Below are 16,082 nucleotides of genomic sequence, written 5' to 3'. Positions count from 1 at the left end.
TTTGGCAGGCTGCCTGAATGGTTCAGGCAGCCTGTTTTGTCTGTGTGGTAACGTAGATACGGCTGGGCTGTGATAAGCGTATTTACTGTTGAATAGGAGTTTCAGGCAGCCTAGATAGGTGTTGAATTATTCTGAAAGCGGTGCCTTGAGTTTAATGATGAAGGCTGCCTGAAAAGTAAAGCCGTTATTGTCGAACTGGATTTGGCAATCTATGTACTAAACTGTGTAATGAAACGGTTTACTTTAAAAATAAAATAAACTGCGTTTTTGTATTTGCTTCTATATCGTTTTACTTTGCGCTTCATGGCCGCGCGGCCACTTACTTTTTTTGCGTCGCCAAAAAAAGTAAGCAAAGAAAGGTGACCCCGGTTACAGGTTTGCTGCGCAAACTTCCCTCACCTACACGAATTTTAGCGGCGGGTGCGAACTCGCTGCGCTCAAACATAGCGCACCCTTCTCCCGCTAAAATCCGCTCCGATTCGGCTGCGCCAGGGGAGGGCTGCATGGATTATAGGTTTCAGGTAGCCTGAACAAAATATTTGTAAATAGCAGCACTTTGGGTATGTAAGTGCTCAACTTTAGTTAACCCTGATTTTTAAAAAAGAGACCAACCGCCGTGTTATTTGATCTAAACCGCTACCGCTGGGCGCAATTTTGGCAAGAAGCCCGCAAAACCCTGGTGCTGGCGCTGCCGATTTTGGTGGCGCAGGTGGCGCAGGTGGGCGTGGGTTTTGTCGACACGGTGATGGCCGGGCGCGTGGGGGCGGAAGATTTGGCCGCCGTGGCCTTGGGCAGCAATGTGTTTATCACTGTGTATGTGACCTTTATGGGTATCACGGTGGCGCTGAATCCGATTTTGTCGCAGCTTTTCGGTGCGGGCAAAACCGCCGAGGTGGGCGAATATGGCCGCCAAGGGCTGTGGTTTGGCTTGATGTTGGGCATCTTGGGCATGGGGCTGCTGTGGCTGCTCATCGGCCCGGTAAAAGGCTACCTGAAATTGGGCGATTATGTAGACCAAACCTTTGCGCTGTATCTGTTTTTTATTGCGCTGGGCATGCCTGCGGCAATGGTGCACCGGGCCTTGCATGCCTATGCTTCCAGCCTCAATAAGCCTAAGCCGATTATGCTGGTGAGCTTGGCGGCGCTGCTGCTGAATATTCCGCTAAACTATATTTTTGTTTACGGCAAACTGGGCATGCCTGCTTTGGGCGGCGCCGGTTGCGGTGTGGCTTCGGCGCTGGTGTTTTGGTTTAACGCGGTGGTGCTGTGGCTGTATGTGGCGCGGCAGCGCTATTTTGCCCGCTTTGGGCTGATGAGCCGCTTTTCGTGGCCAAATTGGGCAGCGCAAGGGCAGGTGCTGAAGCTGGGCATTCCCATTGGCTTATCGTTTTTTCTGGAAGTGAGTCTGTTTACCTTTATCGGCCTGTTGATTGTGCGCTTTGGCGTGGCGCAGGTGGCGGCGCAGCAAGTGGTGATGAGCATCACCGCCTTGCTGTATATGCTGCCGCAAAGCATCGGCACCGCATTGGGTGTGCGCGTGGGGCAATACATCGGCATGGGGCGCATGTTGCGCGCGCGCTACGCTTCCGGCGTGGGCGTGTGCATGGGCTTGGCCGGGGCGGTGCTCACCGCTTTGCTGCTGCTCACCTTTCGCCACGAGTTGGTGGCGTTTTACACCCGCGATGCGGCGGTGGTGGCGCTGGGGGTCACGCTGTTGGCGTTTGCGGCGTTTTTCCAATTGTCGGACGCCACCCAAACCATTGCGTCTTATGCTTTGCGCGGCTATAAGCTCACCAAAGTGCCGATGCTGATTCATTTGTTTACCTTCTGGGGCTTCGGCTTGGGGCTGGGCGCTTTGCTGGGGCTGTATTTCAACTGGGGGCTTTACGGCTTCTGGACGGCGCTGGTGGTGGCCTTGCTCGGCGCAGCAGTGGCCTTGGTGTGGTATTTGGAACAACAAAGCCGTCGCATGGCGGCACGGCAAGGATGGTGTGATGAACCTGCGGCATAATGCGGATTTGCAAAACCACAACACGTTTGCGTTGCCGGTGCGTGCGGCTTCCTTATGCACGCTCACCGATGAGTGTCAGCTGGCCGATATTGTGCGGCTGCCTGAATACGATGCCGATACCGTGCTGTGGCTGGGCGGCGGCAGTAATATCGTGTTTGGTGCCGACTACCCCGGCTTGGTGGTGCACATGGCCAATAAAGGCATTGCCCAGCACGAGGGCGATGATGGCAATACAGTGCATGTTACCGCCGCCGCCGGCGAGGTTTGGCATGATTTTGTGCAATACACCGTAGCGCAAGGCTTAAGCGGGCTGGAAAACCTCAGCCTGATTCCGGGCACCGTGGGCGCGGCGCCGGTGCAGAATATCGGCGCGTACGGTGTGGAAGTGCAAGACACCATCGCATCGGTGCGCTGCTTTGATTTGCACACGCAACATTTTGTTACCTTAAACAATGCCGACTGCGGCTTTGCCTATCGCGACAGCTTATTTAAACAAGCCGGGCGTGGGCGCTATGTGATTGTGGCGGTGTGTTTTGCCTTGTCGCGCCGCTTCGAGCCACGCCTGCATTATGGCGATGTGGCCGCGGTGGCCGCCGAGCTGGCCGCCGGTGCACCGATAAACGCGGCCACGGTGGCGCAGGCGGTGTGTCAAATTCGCCAAAGCAAATTGCCGGATCCGCAAGTATTGGCCAATGCAGGCAGTTTTTTTAAAAACCCGCTGCTCACCGCCGCCGCGGCCCACGCCTTGTTGGCACAGCATCCGGCCTTGCCGCACTACCCGCAAGCCGATGGCTCGGTGAAACTGGCGGCAGGCTGGCTGATTGACCAATGCGGCCTCAAAGGCTTTGCCGTGGGCGATGCCGCCGTGCACGACAAACAGGCGCTGGTGTTGGTAAACCGCGGCCGCGCCCGTGCTGCCGATGTGGCTGAGCTGGTGCGCATTGTGTGTGAGCGGGTGCAACAGCGCTTTGGCGTGGCTTTGGAAATGGAGCCTATTTGGCTGCCACGGCCAACTGCGGTATGATGTAACGCAATTGCACTAAGGCGGCATATTGTTGCGAATACAGGCTACCCTATGTGCATATTTAGCCGATTTAATGCTGCCTGAAACCCTTTCAGGCAGCCTTGTTGTTTTTTGCCGTTGGCATAGCAACGGCCACAACAACCGTTCCTGTATTTGGAGAAATAATCCCATGGCCAAAGAAAGCCGCCCCAACACCTACAACCGCATTGTTGACGCCAGCTTGGTGCTGTTTAACGAAGAAGGCGAGCGCAACATCAGCACCAACCACATCGCCGCCCATTTGGGCATCAGCCCCGGCAATCTGTATTACCATTTCCGCAATAAAGACGAAATCATCATGCAGCTCTTTAAGCGCTACAGCCAGCAATTGCTGGGCTATTTGCGCGAAGCCACGCTGCCTGAAGACAGCTCCACCATCAAAGACTATATGCTCGGCGTTTACGATGTGATGTGGAAATACCGCTTCCTGTTCAGTGATGTGAACACCTTGCTGGCGCGCAGTGCCGAGTTGTTGGGCGAGCACAACGAATTCACCCGCGTGAAAGTGTCGCCCTTGCTGCTGAAACTGCTGACACAACTGAACGATGTGGGTTTGATTGATGCCGACGAGCTGGCGCGGCACGAGCTGGCGCTCAATATCTGGCTGATTACCAAATACTGGTTCGACTTTGACAGCTCGCTGCACGAACACACCCTCACCGAAGCCTCCAAGTTTCGCGGTATCAAGCAAACCATGAGCCTGCTGCGCCCGTATGTACGCGCCGAGCACCGCCCTGATTTTGATGCCATGATGATTGGCCTGATGGCCGGTTTGCCGGAATAATACCAATCCTAAAAAATAACCTAACTGCGTTGGCTCGTCTTAGCGCTATGCGAACGAGTTTGTAAGGTGCTGAAGCACCAACAAACTCTGTTCCGTACTAGGTGTACTGTCTGCGGCTCGCCGCCTTGTTATCTTATTTTTTTTGAATTGGTAGAAGCCCTGTTTTTCTTTTAAGGATTGCCTAACATGTACACCTTTGCCATTGCCCGCAGCGCCGACAACCAACCCTTGGATGTGGTCGGCAAAATGGCCAACCGCCACGGCTTAATTGCCGGTGCCACCGGTACCGGTAAAACCGTTTCCCTACGCCGCATGGCCGAAGCATTTAGCGAGCAGGGGATTCCGGTATTTTTGGTGGATGTGAAAGGCGATTTGTCCGGCTTGGTCAACGCCGGCGCCAACAGCGGCAAAGTGGCCGAGCGCATGCAACAGTTCGGGCTGCCTGAAAACTATTTGCAAGGCTTTCCGGTGCGCTTTTGGGACGTATTCGGCGACACCGGCATTCCCTTGCGCGTGACCATTTCCGATATGGGGCCGATGCTGTTGTCGCGCTTGATGAACCTCAACGACACCCAAGAAGGCTTGCTCAATGTGGTGTTCCGCGTGGCCGACGACAACGGCTGGCACTTAATCGACCTCAAAGACCTGCGCGGCATGTTGCAATACGTGGGCGACAACGCCGCCCAATTTCGCACCCAATACGGCAATGTGTCGGCCGCCAGCGTGGGCGCCATCCAGCGCCAGCTCTTGAGCCTGGAAAACGAAGGCGCCGACAAACTCTTTGGCGAGCCCAATCTGGATTTGCAAGACTGGCTGCAAACCGAAGGCCAATATGGCGTGATTAACGTGCTCAATTCAGAAAAGCTCATGCGCAGCCCGCGCATGTACAGCGCCTTTTTGCTGTGGATGCTGGCGCAGCTGTTTCAAACGCTGCCTGAAGTGGGCGATCCGGACAAACCCAAATTTGTGATGTTTTTCGACGAAGCCCATTTGCTGTTCGACAACGCCGCCCCGGCGCTGTTGCAACAAGTAGAGCAAGTGGTGCGCCTAATCCGCTCCAAAGGCGTGGGCGTGTATTTTGTCACTCAAAACCCGCTCGACTTGCCCGACACCGTATTGGGGCAACTGGGCAACCGCATCCAACACGCCTTGCGCGCCTTTACCCCGCGCGACCAAAAAGCCGTAAAAGCCGCTGCCGATACGTTCCGCAGCAACCCCAATATCAATGTGGCCGAAGCCATCGGCGAATTGGGCGTGGGCGAAGCGCTGGTGTCGTTTTTGGATGAACAAGGCATGCCCGCCCCGGTAGAGCGTGCGTTGATTCTGCCGCCGCAATCCAGCCTCACGCCGTTGAGTGAAGACGAGCGCCGCGCACGCTACCAAGGCGATGTGCTCTACCGCCACTACCAAGACACCGTTGATAATTTCTCTGCCTTCGAAGCATTGGCACAGCAGGCGCAACAACAAGCCCAGCAGGCCGCCGCAGCCGAAGCCGAGCAGGCTGCCGCCAAACCAACCGCTGCCAAAGACAGCGGCAGTGATGATGAGGGTTTGTTCGGCAGCCTGCTCGGCGGCCTGTTCGGCAACCGCAAAAAAGCCAACCAAGGTTTGGTCGATGACTTGGCACACCAAGTGGGCAAACGCATCAACACCCAAGTGACCAACAGCATCGGCCGGGCGATTACGCGCGGTATTTTGGGGGCGATTAGCGGCAAGAAATAAGGCACTAGGGTCTGTTCACATTTTAGCCGTGCAGCAGATTTTGAGCAGAAAAGTCTGCGTTCAAGGCGAAAAGCACAGCAAGGTTGAACACCTTGCGCGCATTTTCAACGCAGAAAGCGGGCTTTTAAGCCAAAATAGGGCCACGCGATGAAATGTGAACAGACCCAAATACCTTCAGTCCCGCACCTCAGCGGCTGGGGTGCTGTTGAATCGAAGGAGCATTTTTTATGGAATGGTTGCTGATTGTGCTGCTGTCGGCAAGCGTTGGCGTGGTGGCCGGCTTGCGTTCGCGCTAAATCATTAAAAATGCTTTGCGCACCATGGCTGCGTGATTACCTAAAGCGCTATAACCGATATTTAAACCGACAATTGATTAAATCAACTTGGGTTAATTTGCTGCACTGCAATATAATAAAGGCTGCCTGAAACTTTGGCGGCCTTTATTGTCATAAAAATGGGCAAAAATAACGCCAGCAGCACTTTAATTAACTGTTTTTGATATCTTCAAACCAAGGGAAACCACCCATGCCCAACTTCCTTCTGGTGCCCATCGGCACCAAAACCGGCCTCACCAGCATTTCGCTGGGCTTGGTGCGCGCCTTGCAGCAAAGCGGGCGTAAACCGGCCTATTTCAAACCGGTGGCACACACACCGCTGAATGAGCAAGGCGTGGAAGCGGCCACCCATTTTGCCGCCGAGCTGTTTTTGTTGAATCCGCCGCAGCCGTTGCCGTTAAGCACCGTAGAGAGCATGATTGCCGCCGGCAACGACGACGATTTGATTGAGCTGATGGTGGCCAATTACAACCGCGCCGATGCGGCGGATCACGATGTGATGATTATCGAAGGTGTGGTGCCCGACAGCGAACGCAGCTATCTGGCCGACAAAAACGCCCAAATCGCCAATGCCATCAATGCCCGCGTGGTGCTGGTGGTGGATGCGCACAACGCCCCGGCCGGCCAAGTGGCCGAGCAAATCCATCTGGCTTGGCAAACCTATGCCGCCAGCCAAACCGAAGCGGCCGGGTTTATCTTAAACAAATACAATAGCCCGCAGGCCAAACAAGATTATGTGGCCGAAGTGTTGGCCGGTTTGGCGCAAAGCAGCCCGCAGCTGGTGTGTTTGGGCGTGGTGCCGTTTGCACCGGAAAAATCGGCGCAGCGCCTGTTGGATGTGGCGCGCCACTTGAATGCTGAAGTGTTACGCGGTGCCGATTATCTGGCCACCAGCCGCGTGCGCGAGATTGTGGTGGCCGGGCGCAGCGCCACCCACATGAGCGACCGCTTTACTGCCGGTGCATTGATTATCGCCCCGGGCGACCGTGAAGACGTGATGATGGCCGCTGCGCTGAAAACCCTCTCCGGCGTGCCCTTGGCCGGCATGGTACTTACCTGTAATTCGCTGCCATCGGAAGGGTTGCAAAGCATTGTTGCCCCGGCGCTGAAAGACAAAATCCCGGTGCTGCTCACCGAGCAGGATACCTACCAAACCGCCTACTCCTTGTCGAGCCAGTCGCCGCATGTGCCGCACGACGACACCGAACGCATGGAAAGCATGGTCGATTTTGTGGCCGAAAACCTCGATACCGACGCCTTGTGCCGCAATATGGCGCAGCCCGCGCGCTTACGCCTGTCGCCGCCGGCTTTCCGCTATCGCATGATGGAGCAGGCGCGTGCTGCGGCCAAACGCATTGTGCTGCCGGAAGGCAACGAGCCGCGCACCATCGAGGCCGCAGCCATTTGCCAAAGCAAAGGCATTGCCCACTGCATCTTGCTGGCCAAACCAACCGAAGTATTTGAAGTGGCCAAAACCCGCGGTATTGAGATTCCGCCTACCTTGGAAATTGTCGACCCCGACACCATCCGCCGCCGCTACATTGATCCGATGGTGGCCTTGCGCAAACACAAAGGCCTCACCCCCGGCTTGGCCGAAAAGCAGTTGGAAGACACCGTGGTATTGGGTACCATGATGCTGGCCACCGGTGAAGTGGACGGCTTGGTTTCCGGCGCGGTGCACACCACTGCCAACACCATCCGCCCGGCCTTGCAATTGATTAAAACCGCTCCCGGCGCCAGCCTGGTGTCGAGCATCTTTTTTATGCTGATGCCCGAACAGGTGCTGGTGTATGGCGATTGCGCGGTGAACCCCGAGCCCACCGCCGAAGAGCTGGCCGACATTGCCATTCAATCCGCCGATTCGGCGCAGGCCTTTGGTATCGAGCCCAAAGTGGCGATGATTTCCTATTCCACCGGCGCCTCAGGCAGCGGTGCCGAAGTGCAGAAAGTGAAAACCGCCACCGATTTGGCGCGCGCCAAACGCCCGGATTTGCTGATAGACGGCCCCTTGCAATACGACGCCGCCAGCGTGCCCAGCGTGGGGCGGCAAAAAGCCCCCGACAGCCCGGTGGCCGGCCAAGCCACGGTATTTGTATTCCCTGATTTGAATACCGGCAACACCACCTACAAAGCGGTGCAACGCAGCGCCAATGTGCTCAGCGTAGGCCCGATGTTGCAAGGCCTGAACAAGCCGGTGAACGATTTGTCGCGCGGAGCCTTGGTGGACGACATCGTTTACACCATCGCCATCACCGCCATTCAGGCGGTGCAAATGGCCAAAAAAGCCGTTTTGTAAGGCCGAAATCGGTGTGGGTGGGCGTGGAAATATTCTGTGTTAAAGCGCAAAATATGCGCCATATTCACATCGAATTGGCAGAGAAGCCGGCGTAATCTGGGTTTTTGTGCCGCCATATCTGCTTAGGCTTGCATTGGTGCGGCGGATGAATTACAGTGCACTACATATAAAGGAGTGAGAAGCTCCGCCACAAGCCAAGAATACAAAGGCAAAGAGAGAGAACAATATCCCACCAGCCGCCTGCATCAATGCAGGCGGCTGGTTTCGTTTTGGCGGTGCAAAATTGATGTTTTCAGGCAGCAGAAAAACACCGCCTGCTTGCAGGCGGTGTTGGTGTGAATAGCGGACTATTGTTTGCCAATCAGGTTTTTGTAAATCCATGCCCCCAGCGCACCGCCGATGATGGGTGCCAGCCAAAACAGCCACAATTGCCCCAGCGCACCGCCGCCTTGGAATAAGGCCACGCCGGTGGAACGTGCGGGGTTGACGGAAGTATTGGTAACCGGAATGCTGATTAAGTGAATCAGGGTTAAGGCCAAACCGATGGCAATCGGCGCAAAGCCTTTGGGTGCGCGCGCATCGGTGCTGCCCATGATGATGATTAGGAAAAACGCTGTCAGCACGATTTCAATCGTAAGAGCCGCGGCCATGCTGTAGCCGCCGGGCGAATGCTCGCCGTAGCCGTTGCTGGCTAGGCCGCTGGCGGCAATGTCGAATTCGGCTTTGCCGGTGGCCACAAAATACAGCACGGCAGCGGCTAAGATGGCACCGATTACTTGCGCAATAATGTAAGGCAGCAATTCCTTGCCTTCAAAACGGCCGCCGATAAACAAACCCACCGATACCGCCGGATTAAAGTGGCCGCCGGAAATATGCCCCACCGCATAGGCCATGGTGAGCACGGTAAGGCCGAAAGCCAGTGCCACCCCGGCAAAGCCGATGCCCAGCTCAGGGTAGGCCGCCGCCAGCACGGCACTGCCGCAGCCGCCGAATACCAGCCAAAAGGTGCCGAAACATTCGGCCAGATATTTGTTCATTGTTTTGATCCTTAAATGGATTAATCCCGAAAAAGTGAGGTGCGGTATGCCTGTGCAGCAGGCATACCGTGCGCGTAAGAGGTGAAAAGTTGCTTAAAGTTCTGTGCGGGCAATGTTTACATTGGCTTTTTTTGGTGTATTTGCTCAAAAGAAAGTGCCGGTGTTTTCAGGCAGCCTAAAACTGGGGCGTGGAGGCGGCTAAATTGTGCCGATACCAGCCAAAATGCACTGAATTGAAAAATGTACTGAATTGATAAGTAAAAGAAAACAGCAAGCTTGTGCGCTTGCTGTGGGTTGTGGGGCTGATGGGCAAGCCAAGCTGCCCGCAGGTGTTGCTTATTGGCTCACGGCGTTGGCCGCTTCGATAATCAACTCGGCCACTTCTTGTGGGCGTGAAGCCAAGGAAGCGTGGCTGGCATCTAAGGTAATGGTTTTGCGCGGCTGCATGCGCTTAGCCATCATTTTTTGGTTTTCGGGGTTAATCATGCGGTCGGCGGTGGAAATTTGATACCAGCAGGGTTTTTTCTTCCAGGCCGGATCCGTTACCGAATCGCCGAAGGTACTGCCCACGGGTGCTTTTTGGGTAACCGCCATCACCAGCGCTTCTTCGGCGCTCATGTCTTGGCAGAAGCTTTGCTGGAATTTGTCTTGCGCCACCCACAAATAGCCGTCGCTGTCGGGCTGGATATTGGCAAAGGCTTGCGGCGGGTTGGCTTGGCTGATGCCGCCGGCGCTCTCGCCCGCATCCGGCGCGAAAGCGGCGATATAAACCAGCGCCTGCACATTGGGTAAATCGCCCATTTCGGTAATCACTTTGCCGCCGTAAGAATGGCCCACCAACACCACGGGGCCGCTGATTTGCTGCACCATTTTACGGGTGCGCTCGGCGTCGTCGGCCAATGAGGTGAGCGGGTTTTCCACCGCATACAGTTTATCGAACCCTTGTGCATGCAGCAGGGAAATCACTTTGGCCCAATGAGCGGCGCCACCCCAAAAACCATGTACCAGAACAATGGTCGGTTTGTTTGTCATTTTGTTTTCCTTAAGAAAATACGTGAATGTAGCAATGCAGGCAGCCACTGCCGCGGCAATCACCAACCGCGAACACGATTGCTTGGCCTAGTGGTGCGCTATTGTAATGCTGCCGGGTGGTTTGCGCTAATCCAATCGGCATGTGTACTGAAAAATCAATCCATCCCAGGCTGCCTGAAAATGCAGCAGGTGAATTTAGGCCACAAAATAAAACACGCAATACGCCGCCAACAAGCTGATGGGCAACAGCAGCCACAGGGTTTGGCGCTTCAGTGCATGTTCTTGTTTGAGGTGATGGCCAATGGCTTCAAACAGCACCCACTTGAGCAAAAACACCGCTTCACATACCAACACAATGCCGTTAATCAGGTGGCGCAAAGGGGAGGCGGGCGGATTGAGCAGAAAAAACGCGATGGTGGCTGCGGGCAGCAGGCACACCAGCAGCCAGCGTAGGGTAAGGTTTTTGCGGCGCAGGGTGTTGGTGGTCATGGCAGGCTTGTTGGGTGGCGGGTGGATAATTAGGCTGCCTGAAGAAACCAGCAGCCGTTTGGATTGGGTATCAAATCACGCCGTAGCGCTGGCGGTAGGCGGCCACCGGTGCGCGGTAGGCGGCCAAGGTGTCGTTGTCGGCAATCAGGGTGAGCAAGTCTTGCAAGTTGGCAATCGCCACCACCGGCAGGCCGTATTGCTCGGTTACTTCCTGCACGGCCGATAATTCGCCGCTGCCTTTTTCCATGCGGTCCAGCGCAATCGCCACCCCGGCGGGCACGGCACCGGCGGCTTCAATCAGCCGCACTGATTCGCGCACCGAAGTGCCGGCGGAAATCACGTCGTCGATAATCAGCACCCGCCCTTGCAGCGGCGCGCCCACCAATACGCCGCCTTCGCCGTGGTCTTTGGCTTCTTTGCGATTGTAGGCAAACGGCACGTTAACGCCTTGCTCGGCCAGCATCATGGCGGTGGCGGCGGCCAAAATAATGCCTTTGTAGGCGGGGCCGAACAGCATATCAAACGGCAACTGGCTGTTGATGATGGCTTGGGCGTAAAAACGCGCCAATTGCAGCGTGCTGGCGCCATCGTTAAACAGCCCCGCATTAAAAAAATACGGCGACAAGCGCCCGGCTTTGGTGGTGAATTCGCCAAACTTCAAAACGTTTTGTTGTAGGGCAAAGTGGAGAAATTGTTGGCGAAAGTCTGACATGGGGCGTCCTTAAATCGTTACAATGCGGGTGGATTCAACAGGCTGCCTGAAAACACACATTACAGGCTGCCTGAAATAATTTTTCTATTTTACCTGAAGCAAAAGGACAGTTGTGTTGCGCATTATCTCAGCCAATGTAAACGGCATCCGCTCGGCGGCAAACAAAGGTTTTTTGGAATACTTGGGCAAAGTCAACGCCGACATTGTGTGCGTGCAGGAGCTTAAGGCGCAAGAAGCCGATATGAGCGAAGCCATGCGGCGCCCGCACGGCATGCACGGCGTGTGGCACACCGCCGAAAAGCGCGGCTACAGCGGCGTGGCCATCTACAGCAAACAAGCACCCGATGCGGTGCAAGTGGGCTTGGGGCTGCCTGAATTCGACCACGAAGGCCGCTATGTACGTGCCGACTTTGGTCGCCTCACGGTGATTTCGTTGTACTTGCCGTCTGGCAGCAGCTCGGAAGATCGCCAAGCGGTGAAATACCGTTTTTTGGATGCGTTTTTGCCGATGCTGGCCGATTTACACGCCGCCGGGCGCGATGTGGTGGTGTGCGGCGATTGGAACATTGCCCACCACAATATCGACCTGAAAAACTGGAAAGGCAACCTGAAAAACTCCGGCTTTTTGCCCGAAGAGCGCGCCTGGCTGACAAGGGTGATTGAGGAGCTGGGTTGGGTGGATGTGTGGCGCACCCTATATGCGGAAATCCCCGGCTATACCTGGTGGAGCAACCGCGGCCAAGCCTATGCCAAAGACGTGGGCTGGCGCATCGACTACCAAATGTGCACCCCGGCACTGGCCGCCACTGCCACCCAAGCGCATGTGTATAAAGACGAAAAATTCTCCGACCACGCGCCCTTGGTGGTGGATTACGATTATTCAGGCAGCCTTGCATAGATTTTAGGAATGCAAAACCCATGCGCAGCAACGAACTGGAAGACTTAAATTTATTGCTGATACGCGATGCCGCCGAAGCGCCGATGTGGCTGGATCGCTGGGCGCTAAGCTATCCAACCGTGCACACGCTATCGGTGAACGCACACGACAACATCGAAACGTGGCAGGCCAGCGTGGCACAAGCTTGGCATGGCACCAACCGCCACACCGTGGCCGTGGTGGCCCACGGCAGCGGTGCTTTGGCATTGATGGCGTGGCTGTATCAAGCCGACATCCTTACCCAAAAAGCCTTACGCGCCACCATTCTGGCCGCACCCAGCCAAAGCGCCTGGCGCGAGGATGCTCACCACACTCTGTTACGCGCCCGCCTGAATGGCCGCGCCGCCGTGGTGGTGGGTGCCAACGATGAACAATGCCCGGCCGAATGGGCGCGCGGCTTGGCTCACAACTGGGGCGCCCGCTTTTTTACCGCGCCGCAAGCAGGGCATTTAAACGGTGATTTACACGGCTGGCAATGGGGAATGAAATTGCTGCAGGAAATGCTGTTGAGTTAGCCGGCTCAGAATGGTTGGCACCGATGTGTTGCTTGATGCGATAAAGCCTGTTTGGAAATCATGATTCCAGCAGGCTCTTTATATGGGCAAGACAACCGAGTGGGGTATTCTGTTTTAGGCTGAGACCTTTGCAAAACCAGATATCTGTCGCACCCGCGCAGGCGGGTGCCCAGTGCAAAGCAGCGCTTTGCTTATTTCGCACATTTCTGAAAATAACAAATTTACTGTCAAATCAAATATTTGATTTTTCGTGTTGATGGCTGTGGGGGGGGGTGATTGTTTTGTCACGGGCATGGGGACACCGAAAACGGGTAAAAATTTAATGGAATCAAAAACAAGGCGGAAATTTGGCGGAAATTGAAAATGCAAAAAATTAGCGCAAAAATGATTACTTTTTAATCATTTTTGCGCTTTTTTTGTCTTAAAGTGATTGGAAACTGATTATTTATGGTTCAGCTTAGCGGGCGATGCCGCAATTCCAGAGGTAGCGGCCGTATATTTCAAACTCGTGTTCTTGCAGCTCGGATAAATTCAGCAGTGTGGTGGGGTAAATGCCTTTATCTGCGTTGTCGCTGATGATGCGGATGGTGTGGCTGTTGACCATTTGCAGGCGTTTGATGCGCAGTTCGTTGACTTGGCGGAATAAGTAGATGCCTTCGGCGGTGTAGCGGTTGGCCATTTGCCATAGCACGGTGCCCCTATCAATCAGTGTGGGGTGCATGCTGTCGCCTTTTACGCGGGTGCAGAAGCATTTTTGCGGGGATGTTTCCAAGTATTCAAAGAACGAGGCGCGAAACCACATGGCTTCGGTGGCGGCGTCTTCAAACAGCTCATAGCCGCTGCCCGCGCTGCCGAATACATTGACGTGGTAACGCACAGGCACGATTTTCTGCGGGTTTTGTTCGGCAGCCCAATCATCATAGCCCGCCACCATGGGCTGCATCATATAAGGTACGTCTTGCATGGGGCCTTCTGCACTTCGTTGCGACACTGATCGCCCGGCAATCGCATTGCCTACCGGTACTGCTTCTGTTTCAGGCAGCCCGGTTTCCTCAATCAGGCTAAGTGTTAAGACCCATAATCTTCTGGAATGGATTTTCACGAAACAATTCAGGCTCTAGATTATAGCAATCTTCCAAAGCCTGCCAAGGCGTTTTGTACTTCAACGACCGTAAGGGGCGTTGATGGTTGTAATACAGCAAAAATACCATCAAGTGCCGTTTAAGTTCGTCAGGATGCTCATAGTGGAAGCGTTTGACCGTTACCTCTTTCAGCATCTTGTTGGTAATCTCCACCTGCCCGTTCGTCCATGGATGACGGAATTTCGTGGTACGGTGCTCAATGCCCAAATGCCGGCAAAGCTCGTCAAACGGATGCTCCTTATCAGGCCGTTGTGCTTGGCTCAGCAAGTTGTAGGGTAAACTGCGCACCGTTGTCCGTTAGGATATGGGTGATTTTAAACACACAATCTTGTTGTAGGTTGCGCAGAAAAGAAACGGCGGTTTTCTGCGTCATACGCGGATGAAGTTCTGCATAAACATATTTGGTTTTGCGGTCGATGGCGACAAACAGGTACAGCTTGCCGGTTTCACAACGCACCTCGGTGATGTCGATATGGACAAAGCCAACCGGATATTGTTTGAATGTTTTTTACCTTTTGGCCATCGGATTCATTCTTGGGTAAGCGCGACAATCCGTGATGTTGCAAGCACCGGTGCAGATTGGAGCGGCTCAGCTTTGGAATATTGGGCTTGAAGATGATATACAGCTCGTCCAATGACAGCCGCAGATGTCGCCGGACGGTACAGATTGCCTGCTGCTCCGATTCGGTCAACACGCTGGGGCGGGTTTTGGGGCCGGACTTTTTATCTTCGACCGAATCTGCGTGTTTCCAGTAGAGAACGGTTTTGAAATTAATATTGTATTTTTAGCTAACGCTGCGATGCTCTCTTCAGACTCTTGTATTTCTTTTCTGATTCTAGGCGTAGTCTTGGCGTTACCATGCAATATGCTTGCCATAAGTCGGTCTCTTTTAATTGGGGTAATGATACTCCATAAAATTCAGGGACTAAACAGTTTATTTGCTTTGTATTCTTACTTCTTTACTATGTTTAAAACTGGCAAATAAGAACTTTAAATAATTGTACCTGATTTGCTACTGCTCTTTAACAATTTGGAAAAAAGCCAAGAAATGCGGATTATTGGTTCCGCAGGGAGGAGATTATTTAATAGGCCGTCCGGTTTGGCCGGATGGCCGATTAAGTGATTTTTTAGGAGAGGGGTTATGCATCCGGAATTGATTAAGGCAAAGCTGCGAATGGCTGGCTATACGTTGGCTGATGTGGCGAGAGAGGCAAAAGTTGGTGAATCGGCGGTGCGCTTGGCATTGCGAAGCCCTAGCCTATCTGGGGAGCGAGCAATTGCCAAAGTGATGAAAAAACCGCTGTTTGAATTATGGCCAGATAGGTGGACTAAGGATGGTAAGCGAATCAGGCCACGTTACCGGTATTTGTATGAGGATGGTGTCACATGAAAACACATTACTCTGTGGCCGAATTAGTTGCACTTGAGCTTACTTGTTTACCTAAAACAAAAGTGGGTATTGGGGACAAGGTAAAGCGTGAAAGCTGGCCTTTTATCGAAGTTGACGGCAAAGGCGGTAAAGGTGGCAAGCGCCGTGAGCATATGACGCCGAATGAAATATGGGCGCTGAAGATAAGCGAGGGTGCCAAAACGGTGCCGGTGCTGCCTGAAGAAAAGCATATGTTGTTTATGCCGCAAGTGTTGTGCACGGTGGAGCGCGGGCGGGTGCGGTTTGCCAACAACCATTACTTCAGTAAGGCGCTACAAGAGTATCACGGCGATTTGGTGCGGGTGGCTTACGACATCCACAACGCCGAAACGGTGTGGATTTACGACGATTGCGGCCGCCCGGTGTGTACGGCGGAATGGAACGGCAACAATACCGACTATATGCCGGTATCGGTGCGCGAACAGGCCAAGGAAAAACGGGTGGATGCGCAGCTTAAGCGCTTGGGCAAAAAAGCGGACACCGTGGAAGCCGCCCGGCCGGTGCGCTATATCGAGCAGCAAGACACCCGCCTTAATCTTGGCGGCATGGTGCTGGATATGGCGGATTTGAAAACACA

General features: G+C 54.3%; 16 protein-coding genes and 1 pseudogene. 10 read left to right on the top strand and 7 right to left on the bottom strand.

Features of this window, described 5'->3' with window-relative positions; genetic code table 11:
• The first annotated feature begins 616 nt into the window (after positions 1-616).
• The 5 genes from JQU52_RS14510 (at position 617) to pta (ending at position 8,211) form a co-directional block, all read left to right on the top strand.
• Positions 617-2,011, top strand: a complete 1,395-nt coding sequence (locus tag JQU52_RS14510) for an MATE family efflux transporter (RefSeq protein WP_230339154.1) — start codon at positions 617-619, stop codon at positions 2,009-2,011.
• Complete coding sequence (murB, locus tag JQU52_RS14505) at positions 1,992-3,035, top strand: UDP-N-acetylmuramate dehydrogenase (RefSeq protein WP_230339153.1); 1,044 nt, start codon at positions 1,992-1,994, stop codon at positions 3,033-3,035. Before JQU52_RS14510 ends, murB begins: the two co-directional genes overlap by 20 nt.
• A 169-nt stretch (positions 3,036-3,204) precedes the next feature.
• Positions 3,205-3,858: a TetR/AcrR family transcriptional regulator gene (locus tag JQU52_RS14500; RefSeq protein ID WP_230339152.1), complete on the top strand. Its 654-nt coding sequence runs from the start codon at positions 3,205-3,207 to the stop codon at positions 3,856-3,858.
• Positions 3,859-4,044: 186 nt separating this feature from the next.
• The gene (locus JQU52_RS14495; RefSeq protein ID WP_230339151.1) at positions 4,045-5,580 is read left to right on the top strand and encodes a helicase HerA-like domain-containing protein; all 1,536 of its coding nucleotides are present in this window, start codon (positions 4,045-4,047) and stop codon (positions 5,578-5,580) included.
• 525 nt (positions 5,581-6,105) lie between these two features.
• Positions 6,106-8,211: a phosphate acetyltransferase gene (gene pta / locus JQU52_RS14490; RefSeq protein WP_230339150.1), complete on the top strand. Its 2,106-nt coding sequence runs from the start codon at positions 6,106-6,108 to the stop codon at positions 8,209-8,211.
• A gap of 347 nt (positions 8,212-8,558) precedes the next feature.
• Here pta and aqpZ read toward each other — a convergent pair whose 3' ends face one another.
• The 4 genes from aqpZ to pyrE form a co-directional block, all read right to left on the bottom strand.
• Entirely contained in the window at positions 8,559-9,248 is a 690-nt protein-coding gene (gene aqpZ, locus JQU52_RS14485; protein WP_230339149.1) for an aquaporin Z, read from the bottom strand.
• 336 nt (positions 9,249-9,584) lie between these two features.
• Entirely contained in the window at positions 9,585-10,280 is a 696-nt protein-coding gene (locus JQU52_RS14480; RefSeq protein ID WP_230339148.1) for an alpha/beta hydrolase, read from the bottom strand.
• 195 nt (positions 10,281-10,475) lie between these two features.
• Positions 10,476-10,769, bottom strand: a complete 294-nt coding sequence (locus JQU52_RS14475; RefSeq protein WP_230339147.1) for a hypothetical protein — start codon at positions 10,767-10,769, stop codon at positions 10,476-10,478.
• A 70-nt stretch (positions 10,770-10,839) separates the two neighbouring features.
• Positions 10,840-11,481, bottom strand: coding sequence for an orotate phosphoribosyltransferase (gene pyrE, locus JQU52_RS14470; RefSeq protein ID WP_230339146.1), 642 nt, complete (start codon positions 11,479-11,481; stop codon positions 10,840-10,842).
• A gap of 112 nt (positions 11,482-11,593) precedes the next feature.
• Between pyrE and JQU52_RS14465 the strand changes: the two genes are divergently transcribed.
• Positions 11,594-12,379 carry an exodeoxyribonuclease III gene (locus JQU52_RS14465; protein WP_230339145.1) on the top strand — a complete coding sequence of 262 codons (786 nt, stop codon included), beginning with the start codon at positions 11,594-11,596 and terminating at the stop codon, positions 12,377-12,379.
• Between the two features lie 20 nt (positions 12,380-12,399).
• Positions 12,400-12,933: an alpha/beta hydrolase gene (locus tag JQU52_RS14460; RefSeq protein WP_230339144.1), complete on the top strand. Its 534-nt coding sequence runs from the start codon at positions 12,400-12,402 to the stop codon at positions 12,931-12,933.
• 457 nt (positions 12,934-13,390) lie between these two features.
• Here JQU52_RS14460 and JQU52_RS14455 read toward each other — a convergent pair whose 3' ends face one another.
• From JQU52_RS14455 to JQU52_RS14445, 3 genes are all read right to left on the bottom strand, one after another.
• Complete coding sequence (locus JQU52_RS14455; protein WP_230339143.1) at positions 13,391-13,897, bottom strand: S24 family peptidase; 507 nt, start codon at positions 13,895-13,897, stop codon at positions 13,391-13,393.
• 97 nt (positions 13,898-13,994) lie between these two features.
• A complete protein-coding gene (locus tag JQU52_RS14450; RefSeq protein WP_230339142.1) occupies positions 13,995-14,363 on the bottom strand; it encodes an integrase core domain-containing protein in 369 nt (122 codons plus the stop codon).
• Positions 14,317-14,532: a DDE-type integrase/transposase/recombinase gene (locus JQU52_RS14445; protein WP_230339141.1), complete on the bottom strand. Its 216-nt coding sequence runs from the start codon at positions 14,530-14,532 to the stop codon at positions 14,317-14,319. The genes JQU52_RS14450 and JQU52_RS14445 overlap by 47 nt, the downstream gene beginning before the upstream one ends.
• 190 nt (positions 14,533-14,722) lie before the next feature.
• On the opposite strand from JQU52_RS14445, the gene JQU52_RS14440 reads away from it, so the two are divergent.
• The 3 genes and pseudogenes from JQU52_RS14440 to JQU52_RS14930 form a co-directional block, all read left to right on the top strand.
• Positions 14,723-15,061: a hypothetical protein gene (locus JQU52_RS14440; RefSeq protein ID WP_230339140.1), complete on the top strand. Its 339-nt coding sequence runs from the start codon at positions 14,723-14,725 to the stop codon at positions 15,059-15,061.
• Between the two features lie 156 nt (positions 15,062-15,217).
• Positions 15,218-15,466, top strand: coding sequence for a helix-turn-helix domain-containing protein (locus tag JQU52_RS14435; RefSeq protein ID WP_230339139.1), 249 nt, complete (start codon positions 15,218-15,220; stop codon positions 15,464-15,466).
• Positions 15,463-15,864 (top strand): annotated as a pseudogene (locus tag JQU52_RS14930) (Mu transposase C-terminal domain-containing protein); the annotation flags it as partial. The gene JQU52_RS14435 and the pseudogene JQU52_RS14930, both read left to right, overlap by 4 nt.
• Between the last annotated feature and the right edge of the window lie 218 nt (positions 15,865-16,082).

Source organism: Paralysiella testudinis (assembly GCF_016894345.1).
GTDB lineage: Bacteria > Pseudomonadota > Gammaproteobacteria > Burkholderiales > Neisseriaceae > Paralysiella > Paralysiella testudinis.
Note: the sequence above shows the minus strand (reverse complement) of the source record. Positions and strands in the feature narration are given on the sequence as shown.

Excerpts from the sequence above, each read along its gene's own strand:
- JQU52_RS14460 (WP_230339144.1), top strand. The coding sequence starts at position 12,400 with ATGCGCAGCAACGAACTGGAAGACTTAAATTTATTGCTGATACGCGAT.
- pta (WP_230339150.1), top strand. The coding sequence starts at position 6,106 with ATGCCCAACTTCCTTCTGGTGCCCATCGGCACCAAAACCGGCCTCACC.
- pyrE (WP_230339146.1), bottom strand. The coding sequence starts at position 11,481 with ATGTCAGACTTTCGCCAACAATTTCTCCACTTTGCCCTACAACAAAAC.
- JQU52_RS14480 (WP_230339148.1), bottom strand. The coding sequence starts at position 10,280 with ATGACAAACAAACCGACCATTGTTCTGGTACATGGTTTTTGGGGTGGC.
- JQU52_RS14475 (WP_230339147.1), bottom strand. The coding sequence starts at position 10,769 with ATGACCACCAACACCCTGCGCCGCAAAAACCTTACCCTACGCTGGCTG.
- JQU52_RS14435 (WP_230339139.1), top strand. The coding sequence starts at position 15,218 with ATGCATCCGGAATTGATTAAGGCAAAGCTGCGAATGGCTGGCTATACG.
- JQU52_RS14495 (WP_230339151.1), top strand. The coding sequence starts at position 4,045 with ATGTACACCTTTGCCATTGCCCGCAGCGCCGACAACCAACCCTTGGAT.
- JQU52_RS14500 (WP_230339152.1), top strand. The coding sequence starts at position 3,205 with ATGGCCAAAGAAAGCCGCCCCAACACCTACAACCGCATTGTTGACGCC.
- JQU52_RS14455 (WP_230339143.1), bottom strand. The coding sequence starts at position 13,897 with ATGCAAGACGTACCTTATATGATGCAGCCCATGGTGGCGGGCTATGAT.
- aqpZ (WP_230339149.1), bottom strand. The coding sequence starts at position 9,248 with ATGAACAAATATCTGGCCGAATGTTTCGGCACCTTTTGGCTGGTATTC.
- JQU52_RS14440 (WP_230339140.1), top strand. The coding sequence starts at position 14,723 with ATGTCGCCGGACGGTACAGATTGCCTGCTGCTCCGATTCGGTCAACAC.